This window comes from Arthrobacter sp. FB24 (assembly GCF_000196235.1).
Lineage (GTDB): Bacteria > Actinomycetota > Actinomycetes > Actinomycetales > Micrococcaceae > Arthrobacter.
Genome location: NC_008541.1, coordinates 478844 through 505793, shown reverse-complemented (window position 1 = coordinate 505793; position 26950 = coordinate 478844). Strand labels below are relative to the sequence as shown.

22 protein-coding genes and 1 pseudogene are annotated in these 26950 nt (G+C 62.1%); 15 read left to right on the top strand and 8 right to left on the bottom strand.

Translation table 11 applies throughout. The features are described 5' to 3' along the window. The first annotated feature begins 5 nt into the window (after positions 1-5). From ARTH_RS02420 to ARTH_RS02410, 3 genes are all read left to right on the top strand, one after another. Entirely contained in the window at positions 6-2726 is a 2721-nt protein-coding gene (locus tag ARTH_RS02420) for a PEP/pyruvate-binding domain-containing protein (protein WP_011690342.1), read from the top strand. Between the two features lie 90 nt (positions 2727-2816). Next, positions 2817-3740, top strand: coding sequence for an alpha/beta fold hydrolase (locus ARTH_RS02415; protein WP_011690341.1), 924 nt, complete (start codon positions 2817-2819; stop codon positions 3738-3740). A gap of 144 nt (positions 3741-3884) precedes the next feature. Further along, positions 3885-4088: a cold-shock protein gene (locus ARTH_RS02410; RefSeq protein ID WP_009357211.1), complete on the top strand. Its 204-nt coding sequence runs from the start codon at positions 3885-3887 to the stop codon at positions 4086-4088. Positions 4089-4200: 112 nt separating this feature from the next. On the opposite strand, the gene ARTH_RS02405 is transcribed toward ARTH_RS02410, so the two are convergent. Continuing rightward, a complete protein-coding gene (locus ARTH_RS02405; protein WP_011690340.1) occupies positions 4201-4794 on the bottom strand; it encodes a recombinase family protein in 594 nt (197 codons plus the stop codon). A 267-nt stretch (positions 4795-5061) separates the two neighbouring features. On the opposite strand from ARTH_RS02405, the gene istB (ARTH_RS02400) reads away from it, so the two are divergent. Next, on the top strand, positions 5062-5880 hold the full coding sequence (gene istB / locus ARTH_RS02400) for an IS21-like element helper ATPase IstB (protein WP_011690339.1): 819 nt from the start codon (positions 5062-5064) through the stop codon (positions 5878-5880). Between the two features lie 308 nt (positions 5881-6188). Here istB (ARTH_RS02400) and ARTH_RS24375 read toward each other — a convergent pair whose 3' ends face one another. Continuing rightward, on the bottom strand, positions 6189-9215 hold the full coding sequence (locus ARTH_RS24375) for an RHS repeat-associated core domain-containing protein (RefSeq protein WP_043429303.1): 3027 nt from the start codon (positions 9213-9215) through the stop codon (positions 6189-6191). Between the two features lie 740 nt (positions 9216-9955). Then, positions 9956-13015, bottom strand: a complete 3060-nt coding sequence (locus ARTH_RS02390) for an RHS repeat-associated core domain-containing protein (RefSeq protein ID WP_043429301.1) — start codon at positions 13013-13015, stop codon at positions 9956-9958. A gap of 1106 nt (positions 13016-14121) precedes the next feature. Between ARTH_RS02390 and ARTH_RS02385 the strand changes: the two genes are divergently transcribed. The 6 genes and pseudogenes from ARTH_RS02385 to ARTH_RS02360 all read left to right on the top strand — a co-directional run bounded on the left by ARTH_RS02385 (position 14122) and on the right by ARTH_RS02360 (position 18923). After that, positions 14122-14703, top strand: a complete 582-nt coding sequence (locus ARTH_RS02385) for a recombinase family protein (protein ID WP_011690336.1) — start codon at positions 14122-14124, stop codon at positions 14701-14703. Between the two features lie 861 nt (positions 14704-15564). Then, a complete protein-coding gene (locus ARTH_RS02380) occupies positions 15565-15837 on the top strand; it encodes a DNA gyrase subunit A (RefSeq protein ID WP_011690334.1) in 273 nt (90 codons plus the stop codon). 79 nt (positions 15838-15916) lie between these two features. Further along, complete coding sequence (locus ARTH_RS02375; RefSeq protein WP_011690333.1) at positions 15917-16381, top strand: hypothetical protein; 465 nt, start codon at positions 15917-15919, stop codon at positions 16379-16381. Between the two features lie 275 nt (positions 16382-16656). Continuing rightward, the gene (locus ARTH_RS02370; RefSeq protein WP_011690332.1) at positions 16657-17082 is read left to right on the top strand and encodes a hypothetical protein; all 426 of its coding nucleotides are present in this window, start codon (positions 16657-16659) and stop codon (positions 17080-17082) included. A 1150-nt stretch (positions 17083-18232) separates the two neighbouring features. Further along, a pseudogene (locus tag ARTH_RS24505) lies at positions 18233-18598 on the top strand (RHS repeat-associated core domain-containing protein); the annotation flags it as partial. 16 nt (positions 18599-18614) lie between these two features. Continuing rightward, entirely contained in the window at positions 18615-18923 is a 309-nt protein-coding gene (locus tag ARTH_RS02360; RefSeq protein ID WP_011690330.1) for a hypothetical protein, read from the top strand. Between the two features lie 136 nt (positions 18924-19059). Here the strand turns inward: ARTH_RS02360 and istB (ARTH_RS02355) are convergent, their stop codons facing one another. The 4 genes from istB (ARTH_RS02355) to ARTH_RS02340 form a co-directional block, all read right to left on the bottom strand. Continuing rightward, positions 19060-19878 carry an IS21-like element helper ATPase IstB gene (gene istB / locus ARTH_RS02355; protein ID WP_011690329.1) on the bottom strand — a complete coding sequence of 273 codons (819 nt, stop codon included), beginning with the start codon at positions 19876-19878 and terminating at the stop codon, positions 19060-19062. Then, a complete protein-coding gene (istA, locus tag ARTH_RS02350; protein ID WP_043429296.1) occupies positions 19854-21548 on the bottom strand; it encodes an IS21 family transposase in 1695 nt (564 codons plus the stop codon). The genes istB (ARTH_RS02355) and istA overlap by 25 nt, the downstream gene beginning before the upstream one ends. Positions 21549-21999: 451 nt before the next feature. Next, positions 22000-22548 carry a hypothetical protein gene (locus ARTH_RS02345; protein WP_011690327.1) on the bottom strand — a complete coding sequence of 183 codons (549 nt, stop codon included), beginning with the start codon at positions 22546-22548 and terminating at the stop codon, positions 22000-22002. Positions 22549-22677: 129 nt separating this feature from the next. Further along, entirely contained in the window at positions 22678-23337 is a 660-nt protein-coding gene (locus ARTH_RS02340) for a hypothetical protein (RefSeq protein ID WP_011690326.1), read from the bottom strand. 369 nt (positions 23338-23706) lie between these two features. Between ARTH_RS02340 and ARTH_RS02335 the strand changes: the two genes are divergently transcribed. Together ARTH_RS02335 and ARTH_RS02330 are read left to right on the top strand one after the other, a co-directional pair. Further along, positions 23707-23943 carry a hypothetical protein gene (locus ARTH_RS02335; RefSeq protein ID WP_043429294.1) on the top strand — a complete coding sequence of 79 codons (237 nt, stop codon included), beginning with the start codon at positions 23707-23709 and terminating at the stop codon, positions 23941-23943. A gap of 78 nt (positions 23944-24021) precedes the next feature. Further along, entirely contained in the window at positions 24022-24270 is a 249-nt protein-coding gene (locus ARTH_RS02330; RefSeq protein ID WP_011690325.1) for a hypothetical protein, read from the top strand. A gap of 195 nt (positions 24271-24465) precedes the next feature. On the opposite strand, the gene ARTH_RS23365 is transcribed toward ARTH_RS02330, so the two are convergent. Further along, the gene (locus ARTH_RS23365; RefSeq protein ID WP_307800703.1) at positions 24466-24714 is read right to left on the bottom strand and encodes a hypothetical protein; all 249 of its coding nucleotides are present in this window, start codon (positions 24712-24714) and stop codon (positions 24466-24468) included. Between the two features lie 931 nt (positions 24715-25645). Here ARTH_RS23365 and ARTH_RS02325 point away from each other — a divergent pair. The 3 genes from ARTH_RS02325 to ARTH_RS23360 are packed head-to-tail and all read left to right on the top strand — an operon-like array spanning position 25646 to position 26942. Next, positions 25646-25969: a hypothetical protein gene (locus ARTH_RS02325; protein ID WP_043429290.1), complete on the top strand. Its 324-nt coding sequence runs from the start codon at positions 25646-25648 to the stop codon at positions 25967-25969. A gap of 30 nt (positions 25970-25999) precedes the next feature. After that, entirely contained in the window at positions 26000-26488 is a 489-nt protein-coding gene (locus ARTH_RS02320; RefSeq protein WP_011690323.1) for a hypothetical protein, read from the top strand. Beyond that, a complete protein-coding gene (locus ARTH_RS23360) occupies positions 26469-26942 on the top strand; it encodes a DUF1990 family protein (protein WP_011690322.1) in 474 nt (157 codons plus the stop codon). The genes ARTH_RS02320 and ARTH_RS23360 overlap by 20 nt, the downstream gene beginning before the upstream one ends. Positions 26943-26950: the final 8 nt, after the last annotated feature.

Below are 26950 nucleotides of genomic sequence, written 5' to 3'. Positions count from 1 at the left end.
CGGACATGGCTCACGTCAGCCCCGCTCCGGCGCCGGCCAGCGGCGCCGGGAACAGCCTGGTGGTCGATCTTGCCGAGCTGGCATCAGGATCGCTGGCGCTCGTGGGCGGCAAGGCCCTGAACCTCGGCAAACTCGCCGCCGCAGGCTTTCCGGTTCCGGCGGGATTCTGCCTGACCACAACGGGCTACCGGATGGCCGCGCCGGCGGAACTGGACTACATCGCCGCCCGCCTGGACGGGGCGAACGGCCTGGACGGGGCGAAAAAGTACGACGGCGCTCCCGGGCTGCCGGACGACCAGCGGGACGGCCTCGCGCGGCAAGCCCGCGAGGCGATGGCCGCAGCACAGGTTCCGGCCGACGTCGAGGCCGCTGTCCGCGGGGCCTATGCCGCGATGGGCGACGCTCCGGTGGCGGTCCGTTCGTCCGCCACCGCTGAGGACCTGCCCTTTGCCAGCTTCGCCGGGCAGCAGGACTCCTTCATGGATGTCATCGGCGCCGACGCCGTCGTCCAGGCCGTCCGGCGCTGCTGGGCGTCGCTGTGGACGGACCGTGCGGTGGCTTACCGCACAGCGAACGGGATCAGCAACCGCGAGGCGGGACTCGCCGTCGTCGTTCAACAAATGGTCGACGCCGGCACGGCGGGCGTGCTGTTCACCGCCAACCCGGTGACGGGCACGCGGACCGAGAGCGTCATCGATTCCAGCCCCGGACCGGGACAGGCGGTGGTGTCCGGGGCCGTTAATCCGGACCACTTCGTTGTGGACACGGCCACTAGCCGGATCCTGCAGGGGCCGCAGGGCGCCGGGACCAGCTTGGACCCGGCCCAGGTTCGCGAACTGACATCCCTCGGTGACGCCGCCCAGCGGCTGTTTGGTGCACCCCAGGACGTGGAGTGGGTGATCGACGCAGGCGGCAAGGCCTGGTTGACCCAATCGCGGCCCATCACCACGCTGTATCCGCTGCCGGAGGACGAATCACCCGGCGGGACCGGCGGCGCGGACCGCACAGCGGGCGGGGACACACGCGTCTACCTGTGCGGCACGCTGCTCCAGGGACTTACCCGACCTCTAACGCCCATGGGCCTCTCCGTGCTGGGCCTCATGAGGAACAGCAAGGGGCCATGGAAATACGTCAACCCGGGATTGCGGATGTACGTGGACCTGACGGCGGTGGTCCGCAACAAATCCGGCCGCAAGGCACTGTTGAGGTTGCTGCCGCTGGCTGACGGGAGATCGGCCGCGGTCTTCCCCGCGCTGCTGGAGGACCCGCGGTTCAGTATTGTGCGTCCGGCACGCAGGTTGCCGGGCAGGAAGCGCACGAAGGGCCATGCCGGGACAGAAGCAAAGGGCACTGAGGAATCCCAGAGCCTGGTGCTGATGGCCGGTCTCATTCCGGCCATGATCAGGGCACTGCTGTGGCCGGACGGGGAGCTTCGCCGGGCGCGGCGCTACCAGGACCGCCTCGAAGCCCGGCTTGCGCTCCCCCTCCCTGCGAATCCGGCGAGACGGCTGCAGCACGCGGAGGACGTCCTGGGAAGCACTGTCAACGGGATCATCCAGGCGACGTTGCCGGGTCCGTCCGTGGGATACCTCATGCTGGCGGCGGCCCGAAGGCTGCTGCGCGGGATTGCCAAACCGCGCGAACTTGAGGCGGTCCTTCGGGGGCTTCCCCACAACGTGACCACCATCATGGACCTGGAACTGTGGCAGCTGGCGGTGTCGCTTGGCCGGGACCCGGAGTCGCGAAGGGTGTTCACGGAGCTGCGGCCGGATGGGCTGGCGGCGCTGTACACGGCGGGCGGGCTGCCGAGCGTTGCGCAGGCGGGGTTGCGAACGTTCCTGTCCAAGTACGGCCACCGGGCCGTGGCGGAGATAGACCTGGGGATGCCGCGATGGGCCGAGGAACCGGACCACCTTCTGGGGATAATCTCGAACTACCTCCGGGTTGAGGATCCTGAGCAGGCTCCGGACCGCCAGTTTGCCCGTGCCGCCGATCACGCGGAAGCCCGGGTCAGCGAACTCGTGGAACGGGCGGCAGCCAGGAGCCGGCTGCGGGGGCGTCTGGTGGCACTGTGCCTGCGCAGGGCACGGCAGCTGTCCGGACTGCGTGAGCTGCCCAAGTTCTACATCGTGATGGTGCTGGCGGAGATGCACCGGCAGCTCACCGCCGTCGGCGAGGAACTGACGCGGACCGGCAACATCTCGGCTGCCACCGACGTCTTCTTCCTGGACTTTGAAGAACTGCGTGTTGCCCTCCGCGGTGCGGACCTGAAGGAAGTGGTCGCCGTCCGCCGTCGGATGTACGACGTCGAACTGCGGCGGCGGCGCGTTCCGCGCCTTTTGCTCTCGGACGGCACCGACGTGGAGGCCGCCATGATGGCGGCGGCGGCCGCGCTGCCCCAGGCGGCTGCCGCGGACCGCCTCACCGGGACTCCGGCCTCGGCCGGCACCGCCACCGGGAAGGTCAGGGTGATCATGGATCCGGTGGGTGCCCATGTGGAACCAGGGGAAATCCTGGTGGCCCCCTCCACTGATCCCGGCTGGACGCCGCTCTTCCTGACCGCGGGTGCCCTGGTGATGGAGATGGGCGGCGTCATTTCCCATGGCGCAGTGGTGGCCCGGGAGTACGGCATCCCCGCCGTCGTGGGTGTGGCTGATGCCACCGTGCGGCTGCGTGACGGGCAGACCGTCACCGTGGATGGCGCGGCCGGAACCGTGACATGGTGAGGTCCGGCTGACCTTGGTACCGGGGCTTGCTCGGGGCGGGATGCGGTCGTTTTTCGAGGGAACGGGTTCCGCCGGGGCTATCGTTGAGCCATGGCGTCCCCCGAGTACGAGGAATACCCTTCCGCGGACGGGGTGATGGATGATGCGACGCTGAAGGATGCGGAGATCCGCGACTGGAACTGGGCCGTCCTTCCCAAAGGCTCGGTGAGCACTCGTTTTGCGGCGCCGAGCGGGAGTCTTGCGATGGTGGCCATGGGCAAGCCGCAGAACCCGCGGGTGGTGCTGGTTCCCGGTGCCACGGGCTCCAAAGAGGACTTCGCCGTGATGATGCCGGAGCTTGCCGAAGCCGGGTTCTATGTGCTGAGTTACGACCTTGCCGGCCAGTACGAATCGGCAGGCGCGGGGCCGGAGAACCTCGTCCCGCCCCGCAGGCATTATGACTACGAGCTCTTCGTGAACGACTTCGTCGCCGTCCTCGAGTCGGGCGGTGTCCCTGCCCATGTGGTGGGGTACTCCTTTGCCGCGATCGTGGCGCAGATTGCCTATTCAAAGCGCCCGGAGCTGTTTCGCAGCTTCACCCTTCTAAGCTGCCCGCCCCTGACGGGGCAGTGCTTCCGGGGGATCAGCCGGTTCGGGCGGTTCACCGGCTTGGCCAATGGCCGGGTGGGCGCTGCGCTGATGATCTGGGGCATCCGCCGGAACGTCAACAAGGTCTCCCCCAACCGGCTGCGGTTTGTCCGGAACCGGTTCCGGTTTACGCGGCGCCAGTCCGTGCGGGACATCTACGGGCTGATGAAGAATGTCCCGGACCTGCGGGAGCACCTCGCCGCCGCAACCGTGCCGAAATTCGTGGCGGTGGGCGAGCACGATTTGTGGCCGTTGCACTTGCACCGCCAGTTCGCGCAGTCCATCGGAGCCCGGATTTCGGTGTACCGCGGGGGGCACAGCCCGTCCGAAACGTCACCGCATCAGTTCGGCCGGGACCTGCTTGCCATGTACGCCGAGGGCGGCTGAAGCGGACATATAGTGTCGCAAGAGCACTTATACCCTTGCAAGCGAGGCGTCCGCCCCGTACGTTGGGGACAGCGGGGGACGTTCTCCGCTCTGCGGGCCGCCGTGTCTGCAGAGAGAATCAGAGTCACATAAAGGAATGCAGCCATGGCAACAGGCACAGTTAAATGGTTCAACGCCGAAAAGGGTTTTGGCTTCATTGCCCCCGATGACGGATCAGCTGACGTTTTCGCCCACTACTCGGCGATCGCTACCAGCGGTTACCGTTCACTGGACGAGAACCAGAAGGTCGAATTCGATGTGACCCAGGGTCCGAAGGGCCCTCAGGCAGAGAACATCCGCCCTCTCTAAAGGCTTAGGGTAACGGTCACGGCGCTTAGCCGGGCCACCCTGCACCAACACCAGCCCCTCCGAACCTTTCCGGTCCGGAGGGGCTGTTGCGTTGGCTTCGCCAAGCTTCCGGTTAGCGGGCAGGTCCTGACTTGTGGCGGGCGCGTTGCACCGCCCGGTACACCGTGGACCTGGCCACTGAAAAGAGTTCTGCGAGTTCCCCGGTGGTGTGCTCGCCGGCATCGTGCAATTTGACGAGGTGGGCTTCCTGGGCCGGAGACAGCTTGGGTTTTTTGCCCTTCAGGCGGCCTTTGGCCTTGGCGATTTTCATGCCCTCGCGGGTACGGGCCCGGATCAGGTCGCTCTCGAATTCGGCCACCATGGCCAGGACGTTGAATAGCAGCTTTCCGATGGGGTCCGTGGGGTCGTGCACCGATCCGCCGATGCTGAGTTTCACATTCCGCTGGGCGAGCTCGTCGACGATTTCGTGGGCATCCCGAACGGACCTGGCGAGGCGGTCCAGCTTGGTGACCACGAACGTGTCACCGTCCCGGCAGGCCGCCATCGCTTCCCTGAGGCCCGGACGGTTCCGGTCAGTGCCCGTCAGCCCGTGATCTACGTAGATCCGGTCCGCGGTGATCCCCATAGCTGACAATGCGTCGCGCTGCGCCGTTAGGTCCTGCTGCTCCGTGGACACCCGCGCGTAGCCGACCAGCAAAGCGGTCATGCGCAACAGTGTGCCACGCGTACTTTTGGTGGACCAGATATGCCACCGTCACCGGGCACTTCAGCGGACGGGTCTTACGGTGGGGGTGCCCGGTCGAGCCTGCGTTTGTGCTGGTGAGGGGCGGGGTCGTCCGGAGGAGGACCCGGCCGCGGTCATCGCCGGGCTCCCTCCCGACACCCGGCCCGTGCCCTCGATCAGTGCCTATGACGAGCTTCTGGCCAAACGAACCGAACACCCCGCAGGAACCGCGTCCAAGGAGGACATGTCATGAGGCCCACCGCACCGGCCACCACCATCACACCGACCCTGCGCCGGCGGCGCGGTCTCACCGAGCAGGCCGCCGTCGCGGCCGTGGACCAAGCCTGCCGCCGGCTACGCCTGCCAACCATCCGTGCTGTCTTGGACGAAGCCCTCACCGTCGCAGGCAAGGAACAACTGACCTATCAGGGCTTTCTAGCCGAACTGCTGCTGGCGGAATGTGATGACCGGGACCGGCGCTCCTCGATCCGCCGGGTCAAAGCAGCGAACTTTCCCCGGGACAAATGGCTCGGGGATTTCGATTTCGACGCGAACCCGAACATCAACCCCGCCACTATCCACACCCTTGCTACCGGGGAATGGATCCGCAAAGGATCGCCGCTGTGCCTGATCGGGGATTCCGGGACGGGAAAATCCCACTTGCTGATCGGTCTCGGCACCGCCGCGGCGGAGAAGGGCTACCGGGTGAAATTCATCCTGGCGACCCGGCTGGTGAACGAACTCGTCGAAGCCGCGGATGAGAGAGTCCTGGCCAAGACCATCGCCCGCTATGGCCGGGTGGATCTGCTCTGCATTGATGAACTTGGCTACATGGAACTGGACCGCCGTGGCGCAGAACTCCTCTTCCAGGTCCTTACCGAACGGGAGGAGAAGAATTCCATCGCCATAGCCTCCAACGAATCCTTCTCCGGCTGGACCAAGACCTTTACCGACCCACGCCTCTGCGCCGCGATCGTGGACAGGCTGACCTTCAACGGCACCATCATCGAAACCGGAACCGATTCATATCGCCTCGCCCACAGCATCGCCCAGCAGGCCGCTAGGTAAACAGCACAGGGGTTTGTCTACGGCTTAAGGTAGTGGTTTTGGAATTAGCTGGAGCGATTTCACTTGCCCACTTAGCGGTGAGTGCAATCTGGTAGTGTTCCGGGCCTGCCTTCGGTCCATACACTGATTGGCGGAATCCACTGGAGGTAGACCTCAATTCTTACTCTTGGCGGTCCACAACACGATCGCGCCGAATAGAACGATTAGGAGCCCTAGTATCCACCAAGGGGATCCTATCGTTGCGCCGTAAACTGCTAAGGCGGCTCCGCCGCAGATTCCGATGATGGTCAACGAACGTTCGAACGGTCTCATTTGATCAGCTCTCCACAGTAGTAGCCAGCGGCAGTGGCAGTAGTAGCCTCAAGTCCAATCGCCCCGATCAAGCCAACGACTGCCAAACCGCCAGTTGCGACAGCGGCGGCGCCTGCCCCCGCAACAACGAAAGCGGAAAATACAGCGGCCGAAGCGTTGAAAAAGCATTCGGCAGGGCCGAGGCCCGTTGGGTCTGTGGCGTTGATTGGGTTGCAGCTTACGTAGGCGTAACGGTTTTGGTCTTGGCCTGATGGGTCGGGTTGGGTGAAGCGTCCGCGCCAGGGGTTGTAGTAGCGGGCGCCGAATTTGATGCGGTTGCTGGTGGTGTCGTTGTACCCGCCGGCGTAGGTCCACGGGTTCACAGCTGCCTGGGCGCCGCTGTTGGTGGTGGTCAGTCCCCAGGAGTCGTAGGCGTATTCGGCGGCTTTCGTCTGGGCGCTGTCAGTGAGGAGGATGACCGAGCCGAGGGCGTCGGTGGTGTAGTAGTAGCTGGCTCCGGTGCTGGTGCGCATGCTGACGAGGTTACCGTCCGGGTCACGGATGAAGGACGTGGCTGCCCCGCCGGTGGTTTGGCGGGTGATGCCCAGTGCACCGTTGAGGAACGCGGTTCCGTCGGCGGTGGTGCGTTCGTCGTTGCGGGTGCCTGCGTAGGCGTAGTTGGTGGTGCCGCCGTTGGTGTTGGAGGTGAACTGGTCAAAGACGTTGTAGGTCTGGGTGGTTGCCCCGGCGGTGGTGGTGTTGCCGTTGGCGTCGTAGGCGTAGGTGACGGCCCCTGCCGGGGGTGAGGCGCAGGTCCCGGCGCTGGCCCCTACCCAGCAGAGCTGGTCGGCTCCGTTGTAGGCGTTGTACACGTTCGCGGTCCCGGTCTTGGTATCGACGGTCCGGTTGCTGTTCTTGTCGTAGGCCCAGGTTTCGGTGTTGGTCCCGGTCACGGCCTGGGTGAGCCGGTTGACCTCGTCGTAGTTGTAGGTGGTGACGGTGCCTGCATGGTCGGTGACGGTTTTGCGCAGGGCACCGTCTTTGGTGCCGTTGACGGTGTAGGTGTAGGCGCGTCTGGCCAGGACGCCCGCGGTGGTGTTGGTCGCGGTGATGGAGGTGGTCCGCCCGGCCGCGTCGATGACCGTGGTGTTCTTCATCCCGTTGGGGTATTTCGTGGCGGTGCGGTTGTTGTTGGCGTCGTATTCGAAGCCCGTGCATTTGGTGCTGTTCGGAAATACCGGGGTTGCGGGGCAGGATCCGCCGGGCTCGGCGAGGGAGATCAGCCGGTTCCCGGCGTCGTATTTATAGGTCACGGTCCCGAGCGGGTCCACACTGGTCAGGATGTTGGAGGCCCCGTCGTAGGTGAGCGTCGTGGTGGTGCCGCCGATGGTCTTAGTCGTTGGCCTATTCTGGGCGTCGTAAGTGATGGTGGTGGTGCCCCCTGCGTCGACGCGCTGGGTGAGGTTGCCGTTCGCGTCGTAGGTGTAGGTGACGCAGGTCGCGGGGATGCAGGTGGCGCCCTGGCGGGTCTGGGTGATCCGGTCATTGTTGTCGTAGGTGTGGGTCTGGGTCTGGTTCTTGCCATCTTTGGACGTGATCAGCCGGTCTGCGGCGTCGAAGGTGTTGGTGATGACACCAAGGGGTGCTGGGCGGGTGATCGTGACGGGGTTGCGGTTTGCGTCGTAGGCGTAGCTGGTGACGTTGCCGTTGCCGTCCGTGGTTTTGCACAGCTGACCGCGCTGAGCTCCGCAGGTGGTTAGTTCGTCATCGCGCTCAAAGTTCCAGGTTCGGGCGCCGCCTGCGCCGCCGTTGGGCCCTGGTGTCTGTGCCTTGTCGATGTTGGCAGTGTTCACGTCGTAGCCATAGGTGGTGACGTGTCCTTCGCTGTTTGTGGACGCGATCGGTAGGCGGCCGTTCGGGCCGGCATAGGTGTAGATCGTTTCGCTTCCTGTCCCGGTCCCGGCTGCGGGCTTGGTGATCTTGGTCAGGGAGTTATTGAGGTTGTACGTGGCGGTGGTTGTCTTGGCCAGCCCGTCCACTGAGGTCAGGCGGTTGTCGTGGGCGTCCCAGGTGGCTTGGGTGGTGTTCCCGTTCGGATCGGTGACCTGGGTGACCTGCCGGGCTCCTGTGAAAGCGTAGGTCGCTGTTTTATTGTTCGGGTCCGTCAGCGTCGAGGATGTCGCGGTGGGGTAAGCCGGGGTGAAGATGCTTTGGGCGGTGGTGCCGGTGCCGTAGGTTATTTTCTTTGCCCTGCCATTGGTGTCGTACTCCAGGGTGGTGGTGGTGCCGCGGCCGTCTTTGACGGTGGCAATCTTGCCGGCGGAGTTGTAGGTGAAGGACAGGGCCGCGCCGGAGGCGTTGGTGATCTTGGACATCCGTCCGGATCCGCCGTTGTACTCGATGTTGATCGCCCGGTTGATCGTGGTGTCGATGATCTGGGAGGGCTGTTCCTCGTTATTCGCGTCCTGGTAGACGTAGTTGATGATCTGGTTCCGGTTATCCGAGCTGGCACTGAGTCGGCCGTCGGTGTCGTAGTACGAGGCCCGGTTGGGAAGGTCTCCGTAGTGGTCGTCCTCGCTTCGGAGGACGTACACGTCCCCGCTCTTGACGTATCCATTGCCATATCCGGTGTCATCGAAATTGATGTTGAGGTTGGTTGCGGAAAGCGACCGGATAGAGGCATTCAGGCCTGCGGGCCGGGTCCATCCTCCGGCTCCGTCGGGAACGAAGGTGTACTCCCCGCCGTCCGCTGCGGTGTACGTGATGTTGTTGGACGCATCGACCCTGACGCCAGCTTCACGGGTACCGACCGAAAGCGTTGGGCGGACGTCATTGAGGCTGTTGTAGCGCCATTTCACGTCCATGTCCCGGGTGACGCCTTTCAGATGCAGCAGATCCCCGGTCAGCACGATGTTCCCGTTCGTCGGATTCCAGGAAAGTGCGGCGGCATCCGAAAGCTGGCGGGTGACCATGGACGCAGCGGCACGGTTGCCTGACGCGACGCCATTCGCTCCGGTTGCCGGGGCCAAGGCGGCGACAGCCAAAGCCGCCGGCGCTTCCTCCGGGATGATGGGCGTACCTTCAGCATCAGAGGAAGGTACTTCATCCCCCGGTTCTGGCTCGACCTGGACAGGCTCAGGCGCCGGTTCCAGTTTCGCCTCCGTTACTGGACTGGACGGAGGTGATGGAGCCGCCGGGGCGGTCAGTACTGACGCGTCAAGGGCGGCCACAGCAGGTGCGCCCATCCCTGTCAAAGCCACTGATGTCACAACAACAAAGGACAAAGCCATACGACAAAGACGCACCAAAACCCCCAAATTTCGGCCCCACAAGCCGTCGTCATCTAGGGCTTGAAAGGAATCTTCACGCACAGCCATCAAAAGCACAAGCGATTAGGAAAATAACTTGAATAAGTCGTCGGCCGACAGGACACAGACATTCACCAGAATGAGACACGCCCCCCGCAAAACAGACCGAAGTGGGGCCAACTTAAGCCGCCCTGCCGGGGCCACGAATACTTGACACACTCAAGCCCCCATCAGTCCAGTTAAGAGTGTATGTTCTTGCCCCCTCGATGTGGCCGGAGGAGCCATATGCCCAACCCCAAGCTAAGGACAGCAGAGCTGGCACCGACCCAATGAACAGCTCCCCAGCCATTCACTCCCCCAAGGAAAGTTGAAACGGCTGCAACAAAGCCGGCGATGATCAGACACATTCCTAAGGCCCGTTGTCCCGAGGATTCGCGACTCTTCATTTTTATCCTTTCAGATCTTAGGGGAATCCTTCATCTCCGGCAGGTAGCGGCCGCGCTGATTCCGGAGAAAATGCCACCGCCGAATGTCGATATCGCAACCCCCGCGGCCGCTAACGCAGCGCCGCCGGTCAAAGTGATAACAGCCATTGCCGCGAACATCGCAACGAAGAGAGCTGCGCCACTCTGGCCGGCCTGCCCGATGCATTCCTGGGAAGCAAGACCGCTGGGATCTGTTGAATTGATCGGGTTGCACCCGGCATAGGCGTAGCGGTTGGCTTCCTGGTTCGAGGGGTCGGGTTGGGTGAAGCGGCCGCGGTAGGGGTTGTAGTAGCGGGCACCGAATTTGATGCGGTTGCTGGTGGTGTCGTTGTAGCCGCCGGCGTAGGTCCATGGATTCGTTGCTGCCTGCGCGCCGCTGCTGGCCGTTGTGAGGCCCCAGGAGTCGTAGGCGTATGTCGCAGCGGCTGCCTGCGCGCTGTCGGTGAGCAGGATAATCGAGCCCAGCGCGTCGGTGGTGTAGTAGAAGCTGGCCCCTGTGCTGGTGCGCATGCTGATGAGGGTACCTTGCGGGTCCCGGATAAACGAGGTGCTCGCCCCGCCCGTGGTCTGTCGGGTGATGCCGAGGGATCCGTTGAGGAACGCGGTTGAACCCGCGGTGAGGCGTTCGTCGTTGCGGGAACCGGTGTAGGTGTAGTTCGTGGTGCCGCCGTTGCTGTTGGAGGTGAACTGGTCAAAGACGTTGTACCCCTGGGTGGTGGCTCCGGCGACGGTGGTGTTGCCGTTGGCGTCATAGCTGTAGGTGGTCGCGCCGCCGGGGGGTGAGGCGCAGGTCCCGGCGCTGGAACCGGCCCAGCAGAGCTGGTCCGCGGCGTTGTAGGCGTTGTACACATCGGCAGTGCCGGTTTTGGTGTCTTTGGTGCGGTTGGCGTTCTTGTCGTAGGTCCACGTTTCGGTGACGGTTCCGGTCACTGCCTGGCTGAGCCGGTTCATCGGGTCGTAGCTGTAGGTGGTGACGGTGCCGGCCTGGTCGGTCATGGTCTTCCGGAGCGCGCCGTCCTTGGTGCCGTTCATGGTGTAGGTGTAGGCGCGTTTGGCCAGAATCCCGGCGCTGGTGTTGGTCGCGGTGATGGAGGTGATTCTGGAGTTGTTGTCGTACACGGTCGTGTTCTTGACCCCGGTGGGGTACTTGACCGCGGTGCGGCGGTTGTCGTTGTCGTAGTCGAATCCGGTGCATTTGGTGGCGTTCGGGAACGCCGGGGTCCCGGGGCAGGAGCCGCCGGGTTCGGCCAGGGAGATCAATCGGCTCGCCGCGTCGTACTTATAGGTCACGGTCCCGAGCGGATCGACGGAGGTCAGGATGTTCGAGGCCCCGTCATAGGTAACCGAGGTCGTGACTCCGCCGATGGTCTTGGATTGTGGCCGGTTTTGCAGGTCCCAGGCGTAGGTCGTGATCCCGGTATCGTCCTCGCGTTCGATCAGGTTCCCGCGCCCGTCGTAAACGTAGGACACGCAGAGGGTGGCGCAGTTGACGCCGCGGTCGATCTGGACCAGCCGGTCATTATCGTCGTAGTCGTAGTGCGCGGTCTGGCCTTTGCCGTCGGTGGAGGTGATCAGTCGGGACGCGTCATCGTAGACGTTGGTGATCGTCCCCAGCGGGGACGGGCGGGTGATCGTGGTGGGCATCCCCAATGCCCCGTAGGTGTAGGTGGTGATGTTGCCGTTGCCGTCGGTGGACTTGCACACCTGGCCCTTTTTGGCTCCGCACGTGGTCCCTGCCGCGTCTCCCTGGTAGTTCAGCTTCGGGGTTCCGCCGGCCCCGCCGCCTGTGCCGGGCGTGGTGGTTTGGTAGCGGTTGTTGGTGTTGGCGTCGTAGCTGTAGCTGGTGGTTTGGTTCTCGCTGCTGATCGAGGTGTTGGGTTGGTAGTTCGAGAGCGGGTTGCCGGTGTTGGTCGGGTAGGTGAAGCTGATTTCCCCGCCGGTCCCGCCGCCCGCTGCTGCGGGTGAGGTGATCTTCGTCAGGGAGTTGTTGGTGTTGTAGGTGTAGGTGGTGCTGTAGCCAAGGCTCGTGGCAGTGTTTGTGACGTTGTCGTGTGCGTCAACAAGGAACTGGCTCTGGTGCCCCAGTGGATCCTGGGTTTGGGCGTTCTGATTCGCGGCGGATGACCGGAACTGGGTGGTGTTGAGGTTGGGGTCCTTGACGTAGGCGAAGAACCCGTTGACCGGATCGATGAGGTAGGAGTACTGCCAGACGCTTTGCACCGCCGTGCCGGTCGCGTAGGTCGCCTGACCGAGCCGCTTCTGGGGAGTGTCATAGGCCAGGGTCGTGACGGTTCCGGCGTCGTCGGTGACGGTGGTGATCCGGTCGCTTGGGGCACCGTAGCCGAAGTCCATGACCGCCCCGGTTGCATCCGTGATCCTGGACATCGCACCGTTCGGCCCGCTGTACTCGAGCGAAATCGTCCTCGATAGCGCATCGTCGTGGATCGAGGACGGCTGTTCGGCGTTGTTCGGGTCACTGTAGGAGAACGTGACCGGCCGGCCGCCGATCGTGTCATTGATCGTGCTCAGCTGCCCGGACCCGTTGTAGGTGTAGGTGATCCGGTTTGGGGAGGACGCGTTCTGGTCGTTCATGTACTTGAGCCGGAAAACCGACCCGACAAGTTCGTACTCGTTGGTGAAGCCGGTGTCGTTGAACCGGATCGTGATCGCCGTCGAGGTGAATACGGTGATCGTCGCGTTCAGGCCAGGAGGCATCGTCCACACCCCGGCACCCGCGGAGACGAACGTGTATGTGCCCCCGTCCGGGGCCGTGTACGTCACCGAATTCCCGGTCCCCACCGTCACGCCCGCCTCGACCGCGCCGACCGACAGCGTCGGTCGGACGTCATTGATCGAGTTGTACCGCCACCCGATGCTCAGGTCGCGGTTGGCCCCTTTGACGTGCAGCAGCTGCCCGGTCAGCACCACATTGCCGTTGGTCGGGTTGTACGAGAGAGCTGATAGGTCCGTGAGCTGGCGGGTGATCATCGCCGCCGCTGACCGGTTCCCGGACTTGATCCCGTCCGCCCCTGACGCCGGCGGAAGCACCATTGGGGCCATTCCAATGGCCGGGGCTGCCGATGCCTCCACGCCCAACCCGGCCCGATGCGGTGCCCCCGCCCTGGCCGGGGGTTTCACCGCGGCCGATGCGGTCGCCGCGCCGGCCGGCGCGGTCAGGCCGGTGAAAACGACGGCAGATAGAACAAGACCTGACAAAAGAGACCGATATGCAGCCATGCTGCGCCCCCAATATGATGTGCTCCCCAGTGAGCCGCTTGCGCTCCCCAGTGAGCACAGGACGATCATCAGCGACCGGACTCTCAAATTGCAATACATAAGATGCGAGATTTTTCCAAAGAATTGAGAAACCTGGATCCTGCAGTCGAAGCATCATCGCCCCATATGACAACCGGCCCAGGCCCTGACAAGACCGCGCCACGACCCGACTTCGAAGGCCGCCGGAGGCGACCTTGCGAGCGAATGAACCGGATCAAAGGCACATCTTTGTCCCAGGGCGGCAGGCAGTGCTCGCCTCTGCGAGGACACGCTTGCCCATCCCAAGGAACACAATTCGACAGCATGCTTACAGTTTCGTCATACACTCGACATTTTTGTGAACCAGTTACCGCGCGAGTGGGGTCACCAATCCGAACATTGAAACTACTCCTCTGCGTTTACGTCGCTTGTGTCCGGTTGACCGTCCCCCACCGGTCGCACACACCGCTGAACTGCATGATTGCGAGCTGGAGTCCATCAGCGTCCCGTAAACCCCGTCCGGTGAAGCGACCGGTGACGGGGCGTGAAAGGGAACGCTGACGAGGCCGGATGCGCTGGCCAGGGCGGTGGTGCTGGTACGGGCGGGTCTACTGCGACTTGAGGAGCTTCGCACCGTCGGGCCGCAGCTCCCCGGCCGGGGAGACGTGGCGGTAGAGGGTTAGCCGACCTGCCCGACGGCTCTCGCAAACGAAGGATTTCGAGAACAGGTGCATTTGAGAATCTGTCGTCGTGCAACGAGGTGCCGCAAAGCGGTGTCCCTCCGCGGAAAACCGCCGTCGTGACGACAAGCGCCGGCCACAGGCCGTGGTTCTCATAAATAGTTCTCAAAACTGTAGAGTCGAGCTAGGAGCCCGAATCGAGTTTTGAGAAGAGAAACCCCTATGGCTGCACACCGTATCGGCTATGCCAGAGTGTCCACGCGCGACCAGAACCTGGATCTGCAGTTGACTGCTTTAAAAGGTGCAGGATGCGATCGCATCTTTGAAGACACAATGAGCGGCACCAAGGCCGGCCGCCCAGGTCTTGCCAAAGCGCTGGAAACACTCCGTGAGGGAGACACTCTCATCGTGTGGAAGCTGGACCGTCTTGGCCGCAGCGTGAAGGACCTCCTGGATTTCGCCGGAGGCCTGAACGAGCGCGGCATTGGTTTTGTCAGCCTCACCGACTCGATCGACACCACCACCGCCTCCGGACGCTTCTTCTTCAACGTGATGGCCTCCCTGGCGCAGATGGAACGCGAGCTCATGGTCGAACGCACCCAGGCAGGCCTACAGGCAGCACGCGAACAGGGCCGGGTCGGCGGACGCAAGCGTGTAATGACTGAGGCCAAGATCCGCTCAGCTCGGAAGCTCCTCAACCAGGGAACGCCGCCAAAGGAAGTTGCCGCCAGCCTCGGGGTCTCGGTGCCCACGCTGTACCGCTGGGTCCCGGCGACGAACCCTGAAGCACTGGCAGTCCCGTAGCTCGGCCTTTGGTGCAGACGACTGCTGAAAATTGCATGACGGTGCACGGGACTTCTGACATCCCGATGTCAGCAGTCCTCTGCACTCGCCTCTTACTTCCGCGGGATCCAGTGCAGACGACTTCTGAAACTGACAATGGGAGTGGGCTTCCGCGGCACGGTGATCGACCGGCTTACGGGCCTGCTTGTACGGGCGGGTATGCGAGAAATGTTTCGCTGTGTTTCGTGGGGTGGTTGGTCCGCGCGGGTGCCCGGAAAGGTACCTCGGCCGTCGGGGTAGTGCACGGGTGCCCGGAACCGAGGCCATCGATTCGTCAGCCGATCGGTACCTTAACTGGCAGGAACGTGTACGGACCTCCGCACTCGCGGCCATAGGGATACTCCCCGGTGGGCTCCGTTTCGATAGGAAATGTGCGGGCAATGCGGGAACCCGAAGAGAGCGCGGCTTCAACGTAGACAGTTCTAACGCTGGCGGGTGGGACGAGGTAAGGCGTTGACTGGGGCACCATCCATTTGCCATCAGGGCTTTTGGCCACCGGCGCTGGAGTGCAGTCTTCCTCGAAGCAGGCTGCGGCCGACGTGGGTTCATGGGAAAACTGGAGCTCCACTGGGCCGACGTACGCGTATCCCATGGCCGGGCACACCCTGCTCCATGGCCGGCTAAACAGCAGGAGTGCCAAGGCCACAACCGCGGCAACGACGCCAAGGCCGACTAGAAGTAACCCGCGAGGCTTCATGGTGCGAGCTTAGCCCTGAGCGGTTCCCGTCGGCAGATACCAGTTTTCGGCCCGGTTTGGGTTGGGCTCACGATCCCCACCTGGGCACGATGCCCCAATAACTTCCGTCGTGCAAGAATCGCGGCATGGATGAGGATGAGCGGCAGGCGAGGGAACAATTGATGATCCACGATGCCCTGGTGCAAGCGATGGATCGGCGCGAAGAGGTGTTCCAGGAGATTGAGGATTCAGAGGACATGGACGAAGCAATCCGTCGCGTGGGTCAGCTGTTGGGCGTGGGAGAGCTGGGCAGCCGGTTTGTCCTCGACCTGCAGGCCAGAAGGTTCACCCGGGACCAGCGTCAGGCCATCTCTTCCTATGCAGAAGAACTTCGATCAAGGTTGCGTGATGGCCGCTGAGGACTTCGTGTTCTCCGTCGATTACTGATTCGGCAGTTAATTGGCCACTTCAGCAGGCAGGCGGGATATTGTCAGCGTTATGCGCGAACCCTGGCTATTCGTCTTCGGCGCCGTCTTCGTGATCGGAACCGTGTCCACGCTTCTTTGGACTCGCACCTTCGAGCGCAGGAAGAACCGGCTGGGTTGGTCAGAGAAGGGTGAGACCTTTGGCAAAAGGCGCCAAATTCAGTTGGCCGCATGCATTGCAGCGGCCATCGTCACCTTCGTCACTGTTACCTACGGGCTCGGGTTGCCCCCGGGAGCCGGGCGGACTGGCGAACTCGGGCTGATCCTCATTCTCATCTCAATTATTTGGGTCGTCTTCCGCAGGGACATTGCGCGCTATCAATACCAAATCGCCATGACGATGTTCGGCAAGCTCCGACCTGAGCAGGAACAAGAGCAACATCAGGTAAGGACGATGGAGTCCGTCGGAATCGCATTCAGCGTCTTGCTCTCCATCACAGGAATTTTGTTGCTGACTTTGAACTTGGCGTTCTCATAGCGCATACCCCTCGCCGCCGGTCTTTACCTGCAAGGCTGCAGGATAATCCGTGCCTTGGCCGCTGCGTTCCACTTCCTTCCCGTGGGAATCCCCGCAAGGGGTCGCTATCCCTCGGGCCGGGCATTTTTCGCCGTTACTGGGCCCGGCGCATGAGACGGGCACTTTTCGGCCCGGTCAGGGTTCGTCTCACGACGCCTCCGCGTACCAGCGTTGGCGCGAAGATAGAGTAACCGCATGGAAGCGCCTACTGATGTTTGTTCTGAGCAGGTACAAGCGTGATTGAGCTGCCTGCCCTCATCGCGGCACTCTCGAACGTTCTTCCGTCTCATGTTCCGATGACGAAGTGGCCCGATCCGGGGTATCCGCAGGACGTCCTTCTAGAGTGGAGACCGAAAGCCATGGGGGCCAGCATCCTTGATGTTGGTTGGGAAGCCAATGGCGGCGACATCCAGATCGGCTTCGGCAGTCGGTACTTCGATCTGTTCCCCCCGAAGAAGGGCGCACCAGATGGTCGGCTCGAAGACATCCTCGAGTACGCCGAAGCCATCTCTTTGGGTCGGCTCGTTACTTTCAGCGAAACAGAAGGGCGCGGGCGAGTGGAGACGACTGTTTTCGGCTGCCGATCCGGCCCGCGGTTCTACAGAGCTCACGAGAGAGCAACGGGTGAGCCGGACATCTACCTTCCTTACGCGCCATGGTGACCGGGAACGTCCGGTCTAGGCGGCTCAAGGATCAGCACGGATGGATCAGCCCCACCTTTCCCCCTAGAGCAAAGCCAAAATGAGTATGTCAAGTAATTTTGGCCCCTCTAGGACGGTTGTAGCTGGCCCCACTTGACCTGTTGACGTCCGGGCGAGGTTTTGCTGGCTCGGACTCCCAAAAATGGATTTATTCAAGTTATTTTTCTAACCTCTTGTGCTTTGTCGGGCTTTAGGTGAGGATGCATCTCAGGCCTTCGATGACGTCGGCTGGTGGGCCGAATCTGGGGGTTTTGGTGCGTCTTCGTCATGGGCTTTTGTCTTTTGTTGTGGTGACTTCCGTGGCGTTGACAGGGATGGGTGCGCCAGCTGTGGCTGCCCCGGACACATCACCCCTGAAGGCTCCCGCTGCACCGGCCCCTCCCGCGCCTCCCGTGACAGACGCGGCACTCGAACCCGTCCCTGAGCCGGTACCTTTCGCGCCGGCTCCCGGCGATGAGGTCGCGGCCGCAGACGCGGCGGGGACACCGATCATCCCTGAGGGAGCACCGGCAGCACTGACTGTCGCCGCCCTTGTCCCGGCAACCGGAGCGAACGGGGCCGCGTCGGGCAACCGCGGAGCCGCGTCCATGGTCAGCCACTCCCTCTCAGACGCCGCCGTACTGGGCTGGAACCCAACCAATGGGAACATCGTGCTCACTGGGGACCTGCTGCGCCTGAAGGGTGTCAGCCGCGACATGGAGGTCAAGTGGCGTTACAACAGCCTCAACGACGTCCGCCCCACCCTCTCGGTCGGCACGCAGGAAGCGGGAGTCCGGGCCGATGCCTCCAATAACATCACCTACACGGCCGCAGACGGCGGGGAGTACACCTTCGTGCCGAACGGCAGTGGCGGGTGGACAGCACCTCCGGGCCTGAACGCATCCATCAGGAGCTTCGACCCCTTCACTGTCACCATCCGGTTCAACGACACCGGCAACTCCAACCAATACATCAAGAGCGGCGCCGTGTACGTCCTCCGCAATGAAGATGACCCCTACAGTGATCTGCCCAACCGGGCCTCGTCGGCCAAGACCGCTCGGCCGTCTACACCTACGACGCCTGGGGCAACACGACCCCACGGGGAACCCAGGCTGCGACCAACCCATGGACCTACGCCGGCGGCTACAACGACACCGCCAGCAACCGCATCAAATTCGGTGCCCGCTACTACAACGCCTTCCGTGGACGCTTCACGCAACTGGACCCCTCCGGGCAGGAAACCAACACCTACCTCTACGCAAGCGGTAACCCCGTCAACATGACAGATCCCACCGGGCTACTTGGTGGATGTGAAACCGCATGGGCCAAGGGGGGGCCCTACGCATGCAGCGAGAGTGGACTCGCGATGAGCGCTCGGGAAGCCGCTTGCTATAGCCAAGGGGCGTGGGGAGCTATTGCTGCCGCACTCGGAGGTTTCTACGGAATCATATTTGGAGCGCTCGTAGGATGCACAAAAGCTGTAGTCGAGACTCGCTAACACCACAGGAGCCACAATGAACACCTTAGCCGTTGCCTTACTGATGCTGGCTAGTGCAATGTCCACAGCCTACGCGCTGCTTCAGGTGCTCAGCAGCCCCACACAGCGGCTCCCATACATCGACAACAGACCCATGAGCGACGGCGGCGGCCGGAAATGGCTGTTCTTAGGAGCCATCGTCCTGATCGCCGTCGGCTCCTTCGTGTACTCCCAGCGGTCAGACGGCAACCAGATCCTTGATTTCGTAGTCTTCCTGATCGTGGGAGTTGTTCCAGTGGTGCTGATTCGATTTGTGCATAACCGGCGAGTCCCGGAAAGCAAATGAGCGCACGAGGATATGCGATTGCAGATCTGACTACCAGACGGACCTGAAGAGGCGTCTAACACCCGCCAAGACTCAATGAACCAAGTTGTTGGCGACCCGCATCGGCCCCGCCAAAGCTCCTCGGTACTGCTCATGACTAGCCTGGATTTACCCGGTTGAGGCTGTGTGCAAGGCGGTAGGAGTCGGTGCCGGTTTCGATTATGGCGCCATTGAACGTGAGCCTATCCACGATCGCGGCGCACAGCCTTGGGTCTGTGAAGGTCTTGGTCCAGCCCGAAAAGGACTCATTGCTTGCGATGGCGATGGAGTTCTTCTCTTCCCTTTCAGTGAGGACCTGGAAGAGAAGCTCCGCGCCGCGCCGGTCCAATTCCATATAGCCAAGCTCGTCGATACAGAGCAGGTCGACGCGGCCGTAGCGGGCGATGGTCTTGGCGAGGACTTTCTCGTCAGCCGCTTTGACGAGTTCGTTCACGAGCCTCGTGGCCAGGGTGTACTTAACCCGGTATCCCTTCTCCGCAGCGGCGGTGCCCAAGCCGATGAGCAGGTGGGATTTCCCGGTGCCGGAGTCACCGATCAGGCATAGGGGCGATCCTTTGCGTATCCAATCCCCGGTGGCGAGGGTGTGGATGGTGGCGGCGTTAATGTTCAGGTTCGCGTCGAAGTCGAAGTCGCCCAGCCATTTATCCCGCGGGAAACCTGCCGCTTTCACCCGGCGGAGAGAGGACCGTCGATCCCGGTCATCACACTCGGCCAACAACAGTTCCGCCAGAAACCCCTGGTAAGACAGTTGCTCCTTTCCCGCAACGGTGAGCGCTTCATCGAGCACGGCCCGGATCGTGGGCAGGCGGAGCCGCCGGCAGGCCTGGTCCACAGCCGCCACGGCGGCTTGTTCAGTCAGGCCGCGCCGCCGGCGCAGGGTCGGAGTGATGGTCATAGAGGGTGCTGCAGGGCCCATGAGATGCTCTCCTTTGACACGATTCCGGCGGGGTGGCTGCGTTTGGCCAGCAACTCGTCATAGACACCGACCGATGGCAACGGCCGCGTGTCGGATGGGAGCCCGGCGATGACCGCCGCCGGATCCATGAGCCGACGCTGGGTAAGACTGACAACCCGTTGCACATCCGCGTCTTCTCGAGCAACGGGATGACGGTCCGGGCCGGCCCCACCGTCGGAGACGCTTGAGCTGTGTCTGCGGGCTTCGACCGCGACGACGTCGGCACTGACAGCACCCACCCCCAACGCCGCGGTGATCCCGGCTTGGACATCACCTGCGTCCATTGACCGGTGGAGCAACAGGACATCGATCAGTTCACGGGTCCCGTCCGCATCGCCATTGACCCGCCGGGAGGCAGCCCAGAACGCGTCGTGCGCGGTGGTGAACGCGCCGGACTCCCGCGACCGGGCCAGGGCGGTGGAACCGGGCAGCGCGCCGGGTTTGGTTTTGAGGACCTCCAGATAGTGGTCCAGCTGGACGGACTGCCCATGTTTGGCAACGATCCGCTGATGCCTGGCGACCACCGTGCGGCCGTCGAACACCACGACCTCGGACGCCCGCAAAGACACCCGGAGTCGACGGCCGATGAACCGGGCCGGGACGGAATACTTCACCATCCGCGCCGTGACCATCGAGGACCGGTCCACCCGCGGTGTCAGGACCAGCCCCGGGTCGAAGAGCTCAGCCGGCAACGGCGCTAGGAATGGCTGTTCGAGGGCGAAGTCCTGGCCAATGGTGCGGATCCTGTCATTAATCCGTCGGCGATCGTCCAGGACTTCCCAGGCCCGGATCCGGTCGTTGAGCTCATCCAAAGACCCAGCAACAGGCATTGGGGAGAGCCTGTTGCGGCGGAACCAGCCCACCTCCCCTTCGACCCCGCCTTTCTCATGCGCCCCGGCGATGCCGGGCTGGCAGTAGAAGGGGTCGAAGCCGTAGTGAGAACGGAACAGTACCCAACGGTCGTTCTCCTGCCGCTGCCGGCCCTGCCCGAACACCACCGCGGTAACGGCGCTGGTGAGATTGTCATATCGGATGTGCTTGGTCGGAATGCCGCCCAAAACATTGAAGGCTTCGATGTGGCCTTCGAGGAAAGCTTCCTGCGCCTGCGTCAGATAGATCCGGTGGATGGCCCGGCCCGAGTTTGACAGCCGGAAAACGAACATATGGCACTTCGTTTTCACCCCGTTCAGCACGACCCACACTTCACCGAAATCCACCTCGACCTCAGCGCCCGGGGCCTGCTCCTGCGGGATAAACACCTCAACCCGGCGGCCGGCCTCGACATCGATCTGCGCCCTCCGGACCCGCACATAGTCACGCACCGTCGAATACGACAACTCCTCCGCGCCGTGCTCTTCAACGAGTCTGGCCAGAATCCTGCGCGCGGTATGGCGCTGCTTGCGCGGCGCCGTCGTGTCCTCGGTCAGCATGGCATCGATTGCCGGCTTGAACGGCTCCAGCCGCCAGGCAACCCCTTGCCTGGGCTTGCGCTCCGGAGGGGAGGCCGATTCCAGGGCCTGCCGCACCGTCCTTCGATGAACTTTATGCTTGGCTGCCAGCGCACGGACCGAGAGGCCCTCGACCCGGGCGTCCCTTCGGATCAGTGCGAACAACTCCACTCTCGACTCCATCCAGACCAGCCTTCCGCCGCATCCATCCACTGATGGATCCAACATTGAAGGCGGGGCCATATATAACCGTCACAAGGGCCCGGCGAGTCACGAAGTGGGGCCAGAAATAACCGTCCTACCGGGGCCATCCAAACCTGTCATAGTCAGCCAAAAGGTGATCAGATCGAAATAGAGGTTCCGACGGAACCCCTATTTTTGTGATTCGCATATGGAGACAATCAGCGAACGGCACGTTCCAGAATAGGAGGTCGTGAGATGGCTGAACAGGATTCGCCGCGTCCGATAACTATGGCCAAGAACCCCCGCCTCGTCCGTCGAGTGATCGTTGATCTAGGGGCGTTAGGGTGCGGCTTTGCACTTCTCCACTACGTCCGCTTGGATGCGCCATATGGCAACTGATTGAGCTACCCGGCGAGTCTGCTGTCATGACACTTAACCCGCCGTTTCTCTTCTAGTTCTCGGCGGGCGGAGCAATCACCGATTGTCGGACTTTTTCAAGCGTGGCAGGACTTGCCGCGACTTCGATGGTGCCGGCGTCAGAGCTCAACGTCATGGCTTGGAACAAGAATTGCGGCACATGTTTCTTGTCCTGGCGGTTGAGGCTCCTTGGCGGAGACGCGACCTCAAGTCCAGTGAGGACTACGGCGCGGCCGGAGGGTTCGAGGTTGTCATAGACCGACGGCTGGAAATGAAGTGTTCTCGGCGCAAGCGTTGCAACGCCCATGTTCCAAATCCCGCTCAAAGACCCGGGGCGGGAGTCAGGGTACCGGAGGTACATCAGTACCTGCCCTGCATCTGCGAGTCTCTGCTCGGTCTTCTTCCGTCGTCTTAGGAAGACGTACCAAACCGCCGCCACGCAGATCACCCAAAACGTCGCGCTCACGGCCGCTTCGTCAAAGGAGTCCCCAAAGACGAGCTGAACCGCCAAGACAAAGCCCCACCCCAAGGCCAATACCAGCATGGTCAGCAGAATGGGGTGCTTATTCCACCACGTCATCATGAGGGCAATACTAGGCGCAACGTTAACCTGCTCCCCGGCTGGAAGAATTACCTTCCTTGCGGGCCGAGGTGCTGGTGGTCGACAAACGGCAAGAGCCGCTGGGCCCGTAGGGCGTTCGGCTTTGGAACATTAAGGCGGCGCGTTGCCTGGGGCTGCCTGCTCCGCTGTGTGAGCCAGGAACCGGCCCGCCCGCCGGAAGTCACGGACGAGAAACCCTACCCCGGCCGCTATTACTCCCACACCAATTGCCATCAGCCAAGCGAACAGACTGTCACCGCGGAGAGCTAAGTTCATGACTTGGGGAATAAAGATGAGCGGATACAACGGTGCCAGAAGCAGCTGCGTGGCGAGGCCCTTTCGTAATTGCACCGCGGCGGCCCGGGTGACCGAAAGATGTTCAGGATCGATGGGTCCCTTCCCTGCGATCTGACGACGGACCTGCTTCTTTTCCTCGTTTTCCAGGCAAAGAAGCACATCGATCCTCCCGAACTTTGCTGCGGGTGCCACTTTCTTCGCGTTGTAGACCAAGCCCCCAATCAGGGCGCCGAGAAATCCAAGCAGAAACCCGAAGGTTAGGAAGGTTGGCAACCTCTCCGGTGTGCCCGGGAAAGCCAGGGTTGCGCCGATGGTCCCGGCCGCGACCAGGATGAAGAATCCGGCAGGGAAATAGCGGGTGTAATAGGTTTTCACGGCCTCGCCCAGGCCGTTGTCCTCGACGCCCTGCGCTCTTCTCTTCGCGTCTGCCCAGCGGTCATTGGCCTCCGCCATGAGATCGTCAATACCGCTCATCGTCTTCTTCTTCCCCGAAGCACAAACGCTGATAAGGCGCCACTGAAAACCTGCTGATGCGTCCTGTGCAGATCCTAGCGCCCGGAGGACTAAGGGACACGTCTCCATAGCGACTAGATTCGCGACAGGGTTTAACAAACCAAGGTTGATGGCGGCCTCATCGGCACCCGCACGACCAGTTAGATGCCCGCTCATTGTTGCTATCGCTCTGAGCGACCAGTTCTCGGCAACAACTAATCCCACGAGTCGAATGACCAGTTTTCGGCCCGGTCAGGGTTGGGCTTGCTAGACGAATAGATCTCAACGAGACGCCGGGGAGCGAAGGTCATTTCGCCTATCCGAGGAACGCTGTGGTCAATAGGATGAGGCATGAGCAAGACGACGAAGCGCGCTATGTGGGTGGTCTGGTTCCTGGTCATGTGCTGGGTAACTTACCAGCTGCTTGGATGGCTTGGCGTTCTCTTCCTCTCAGCGGCCGGAGCAATTGGAGGCGTCTCAACAATCCTCATCAATCGGAAGGTGAAGCAGGACGAGCAAATTGCACAATTCCGAAACCAGCCTGATCGCTTCGATGCCCCAAGTAGAGAGCCTCCCCCTGAAGGGTAGACGCCGCTGAGGGGCCTGGAAGCATGACTCAACGCTTCGTCGCGGATGTTGGCTGTCCTCGTTTGAAAGAGGGATCTGGTGGAAGACAGGTATGCAGGAATCCCGCCGAAAATGAAGCGGCTTCTCAAGGTGACAAGCATTGCCGCCACGCCCGTGGTGATCGGCGCGTTAATTCTTCGCAGTTTCCTGGATCTTTGGATCGTTACCCTTATCGTGGCTGCAGTCGCGGCTCTATTATTCATTCCTTTGGGGCTTGCCGCTGCGCAGGAAAGGAGAGAGCTTAGGCATGCTCCGACTGACGACCTCACCCGGAAAAACGACGAATAGCCGCGCGCCAGGGACCCAACTGTCGGAAAATCTGCCCGTTAGGGGTTGCAATCACGCTGGAACGCTAGGGAGATGACTCTGGGTTTCCCTCCGCCCAGATGGCCAGTTTTCGGCCCGGTCAGGGTTCCAAGACCGACGTCGCACTGGCCGCTGGCGGAACCGACTTACGCAACGTTCTGAACCAGAGATTGGGACTCAGGCGCCGGCTTGCCTGTTCGCGGCCCGAGCGCCCTGGTGAGGGTGGACATGCTCACGCTGAGAGTCTCCGCGATCTCCTGCAGTTTCTTTCCCTGACGCCGCAGGTCCCTGGCTGCCGCAAGTTTCGTCGCCGGTCATCGCCGGCGGACGTCCGCCGAGTCGTCCCATGGCTTTCGCGGCCGCTAACCCTGCCCTCGTGCGTTCGGACAATCGGGAGCGTTCGTACTCTGCCAGAGACGGGAACATGTCGAAGATCAGCTTCCCGTGCGCGCTGGTCGTGTCCAGCCAGGGTTTCGGCTCACGATTCCCTTACGGGACAGCTCCATCCCGGGGTCTCACAACCTCAGTGCCGCGTATCCCCAGGGTTTTGCGATGCCGTCGCGGGCACCGCAATCGCGAGGCTTCCGGCGGCGACAGCGATCACCGCTCTAGTACGGTCAATAGTCTTGCGACACTTCGGGGATTCTCTGGAAAGAGGCTGGAACTAAAATGACCAAACTATCAGCATCAGCGCGGACAAGGGGCTTGACTGGGCAGGGATGTCCATAGCATCAATGAATTCAAAAGGATATTCAAGCGCCCGTTTCATTAGGTGTGGGGCACGACTGACCGGCTCGGTTCCGGTGGGCCCCAGCTCGCTGCAGCAAGCCTTTCGGACTTATCTCTTGTCTGCGTTTTCCATGGCAGCCCGTCGAGACCTGGTGACTGCTAGTCCGGTAGCGCTTCCTGCTGCGGCCAGGAAGAAGAGCAGCACCAGCAACGGACCGGACATCCCTGGGAAGAGCGGGTTGCGGCCGGTAAGGAAGATTGAAGCCAGTAAGCCCACGATCGAGATGCAAAATATCAGACCTAGTGCTCTCTGGATGCCGCGCTGGCGAGTCAGCAATGACTTGAGAAGTAGTCATGGACTTATTCTATCCGGTTGACTGTTAGCAAAATTGACAAGCTTGTAAATAATGGGGGAGTTTGCATTAAAACACGAAAGTTTGTTGGAATTCTGTCTGCTGGATTTCTCGTCGTCGCTGGCGCCACTGCTACTTCGCTGATGGAGGCGAAAGAGGCCTAAGCCTCGATTTGTGGGTACTCACAAGAGGTCCGCACCTACAACTCCATGCTCGCCTGGCTGGGTGTCGCATCCATACTCGTTCCTTGGGGGAACATGAAAATGATCAAACCAATGCTGACTGCCACCCTTGTCGCAGGCCTCACCGGATGTTCCTACACCGGTGCACCGGAGGACTCGGCAACCGACAGTCCTGTCGACCCCACCTCAACCTCCACTCCCGCACCGGAGAGCGGCCAGCCGCAGGTATTTGAGGGAAAATTCGTGTCACAGGCAGCCGTGACGCGCGGCACTGTCACCCTGACGGTAACTCCCTCGAAGGTGGAACTGGAACTGGCTGAGTTCTCGACCGGAGACGCCGAGGATCTGTACGTGCATCTCAACCCTGGCACGCTGGAGCCTTCGGCCATCGGAGAACTCGGACTAAATACCCCGTAGACATTTGTCGCGGCACCCCTGAAGACCCGAATGGGCACCCAGTACTACGATCTGACGGCCGAGTGGCCGTCTCTGCCGAGGACAGGAAGCGTAACCATCTACAGATACAGCTCAGAGTTGGAATTGAAACCAGACCGCCCAGGCGTGAATCACTATCTTCCCGGTGGTCGTGGCTTCCCCATTGGCATTTCAATCCTCCGACCGCCCATTCTTGGCCGCTATGGGCGATATGTGCTGAAGGGCGCATTTTTCGGTCGGTCAGGGTTCTCGTTCCATGACTCGCTGAAGGTGAGCATTTGCACCTGCAGTAGGCTTGCGATGTCCTCGGACAAGCGAATCTTTGGGGGAAGAACTATGGATATTGTCGTAGCTGCCGTATTTATGGCCATTTTCTTTTATGTCCTCTATGGGGTTATCCGTGCGGCGACGCGCGACGGAATCATTGCTGCCCGGCAAAGCTGGAAGGCTGATGCTACTCAGGATGGCCAAGAGGTGACGCATGACGAGCCCGCATCTTGACCAGTGGACTCTCAGCGACCACAATTACCGCCGTTCAGAAGTGACGGCTTTCGTCGGGAGCGGCGACGTGGTTTGGCAGCGTGTCGCCCAGGAAGTGCTCCTCTGGAAGATAAAAACCGCGAGTGGGTTTCTCGTAGACCCCCCGGGCCCTGTATCGCCGGGCGACCGGGTCGTCGTAACTGCGCGCCTGGGTGGCCTCACCGTCGCCGAACCAGTCCAAGTCATCGACGTGGTCCAAGAACCCGGGAGATCCGGGTTTTCGTACCGCACCATGCCTGGGCACCCCGTCGATGGAGAGGAAGCGTTTTTCGTGCACCGTCGTGGCGAGGAAGTGCACCTCACCGTTCGGTCGCTCACGCGAGCGGCATCACGACAGCCATGGCGGCGACTCTTCCCGCTCCTCCTGATTGCACAGTGGATTTTTCAGAGGCGTTACCTACGCGCGCTGCGGTGACGGACGGA

Coding starts and splice junctions, on each gene's coding strand:
- ARTH_RS02320 (WP_011690323.1), top strand. CDS start 26,000: ATGGGCACCCAGTACTACGATCTGACGGCCGAGTGGCCGTCTCTGCCG.
- ARTH_RS02405 (WP_011690340.1), bottom strand. CDS start 4,794: ATGACCGCTTTGCTGGTCGGCTACGCGCGGGTGTCCACGGAGCAGCAG.
- ARTH_RS23360 (WP_011690322.1), top strand. CDS start 26,469: ATGACGAGCCCGCATCTTGACCAGTGGACTCTCAGCGACCACAATTAC.
- ARTH_RS02410 (WP_009357211.1), top strand. CDS start 3,885: ATGGCAACAGGCACAGTTAAATGGTTCAACGCCGAAAAGGGTTTTGGC.
- ARTH_RS02335 (WP_043429294.1), top strand. CDS start 23,707: ATGAGCAAGACGACGAAGCGCGCTATGTGGGTGGTCTGGTTCCTGGTC.
- ARTH_RS02360 (WP_011690330.1), top strand. CDS start 18,615: ATGAACACCTTAGCCGTTGCCTTACTGATGCTGGCTAGTGCAATGTCC.
- ARTH_RS02415 (WP_011690341.1), top strand. CDS start 2,817: ATGGCGTCCCCCGAGTACGAGGAATACCCTTCCGCGGACGGGGTGATG.
- ARTH_RS02380 (WP_011690334.1), top strand. CDS start 15,565: ATGGATGAGGATGAGCGGCAGGCGAGGGAACAATTGATGATCCACGAT.
- ARTH_RS02325 (WP_043429290.1), top strand. CDS start 25,646: ATGCTGACTGCCACCCTTGTCGCAGGCCTCACCGGATGTTCCTACACC.
- ARTH_RS02385 (WP_011690336.1), top strand. CDS start 14,122: ATGGCTGCACACCGTATCGGCTATGCCAGAGTGTCCACGCGCGACCAG.
- ARTH_RS02390 (WP_043429301.1), bottom strand. CDS start 13,015: ATGGTGCTTCCGCCGGCGTCAGGGGCGGACGGGATCAAGTCCGGGAAC.
- ARTH_RS02420 (WP_011690342.1), top strand. CDS start 6: ATGGCTCACGTCAGCCCCGCTCCGGCGCCGGCCAGCGGCGCCGGGAAC.
- ARTH_RS02340 (WP_011690326.1), bottom strand. CDS start 23,337: ATGAGCGGTATTGACGATCTCATGGCGGAGGCCAATGACCGCTGGGCA.
- ARTH_RS02375 (WP_011690333.1), top strand. CDS start 15,917: ATGCGCGAACCCTGGCTATTCGTCTTCGGCGCCGTCTTCGTGATCGGA.
- ARTH_RS02345 (WP_011690327.1), bottom strand. CDS start 22,548: ATGATGACGTGGTGGAATAAGCACCCCATTCTGCTGACCATGCTGGTA.
- istB (WP_011690339.1), top strand. CDS start 5,062: ATGAGGCCCACCGCACCGGCCACCACCATCACACCGACCCTGCGCCGG.
- istB (WP_011690329.1), bottom strand. CDS start 19,878: ATGGGCCCTGCAGCACCCTCTATGACCATCACTCCGACCCTGCGCCGG.
- ARTH_RS23365 (WP_307800703.1), bottom strand. CDS start 24,714: ATGTTCCCGTCTCTGGCAGAGTACGAACGCTCCCGATTGTCCGAACGC.
- istA (WP_043429296.1), bottom strand. CDS start 21,548: ATGGAGTCGAGAGTGGAGTTGTTCGCACTGATCCGAAGGGACGCCCGG.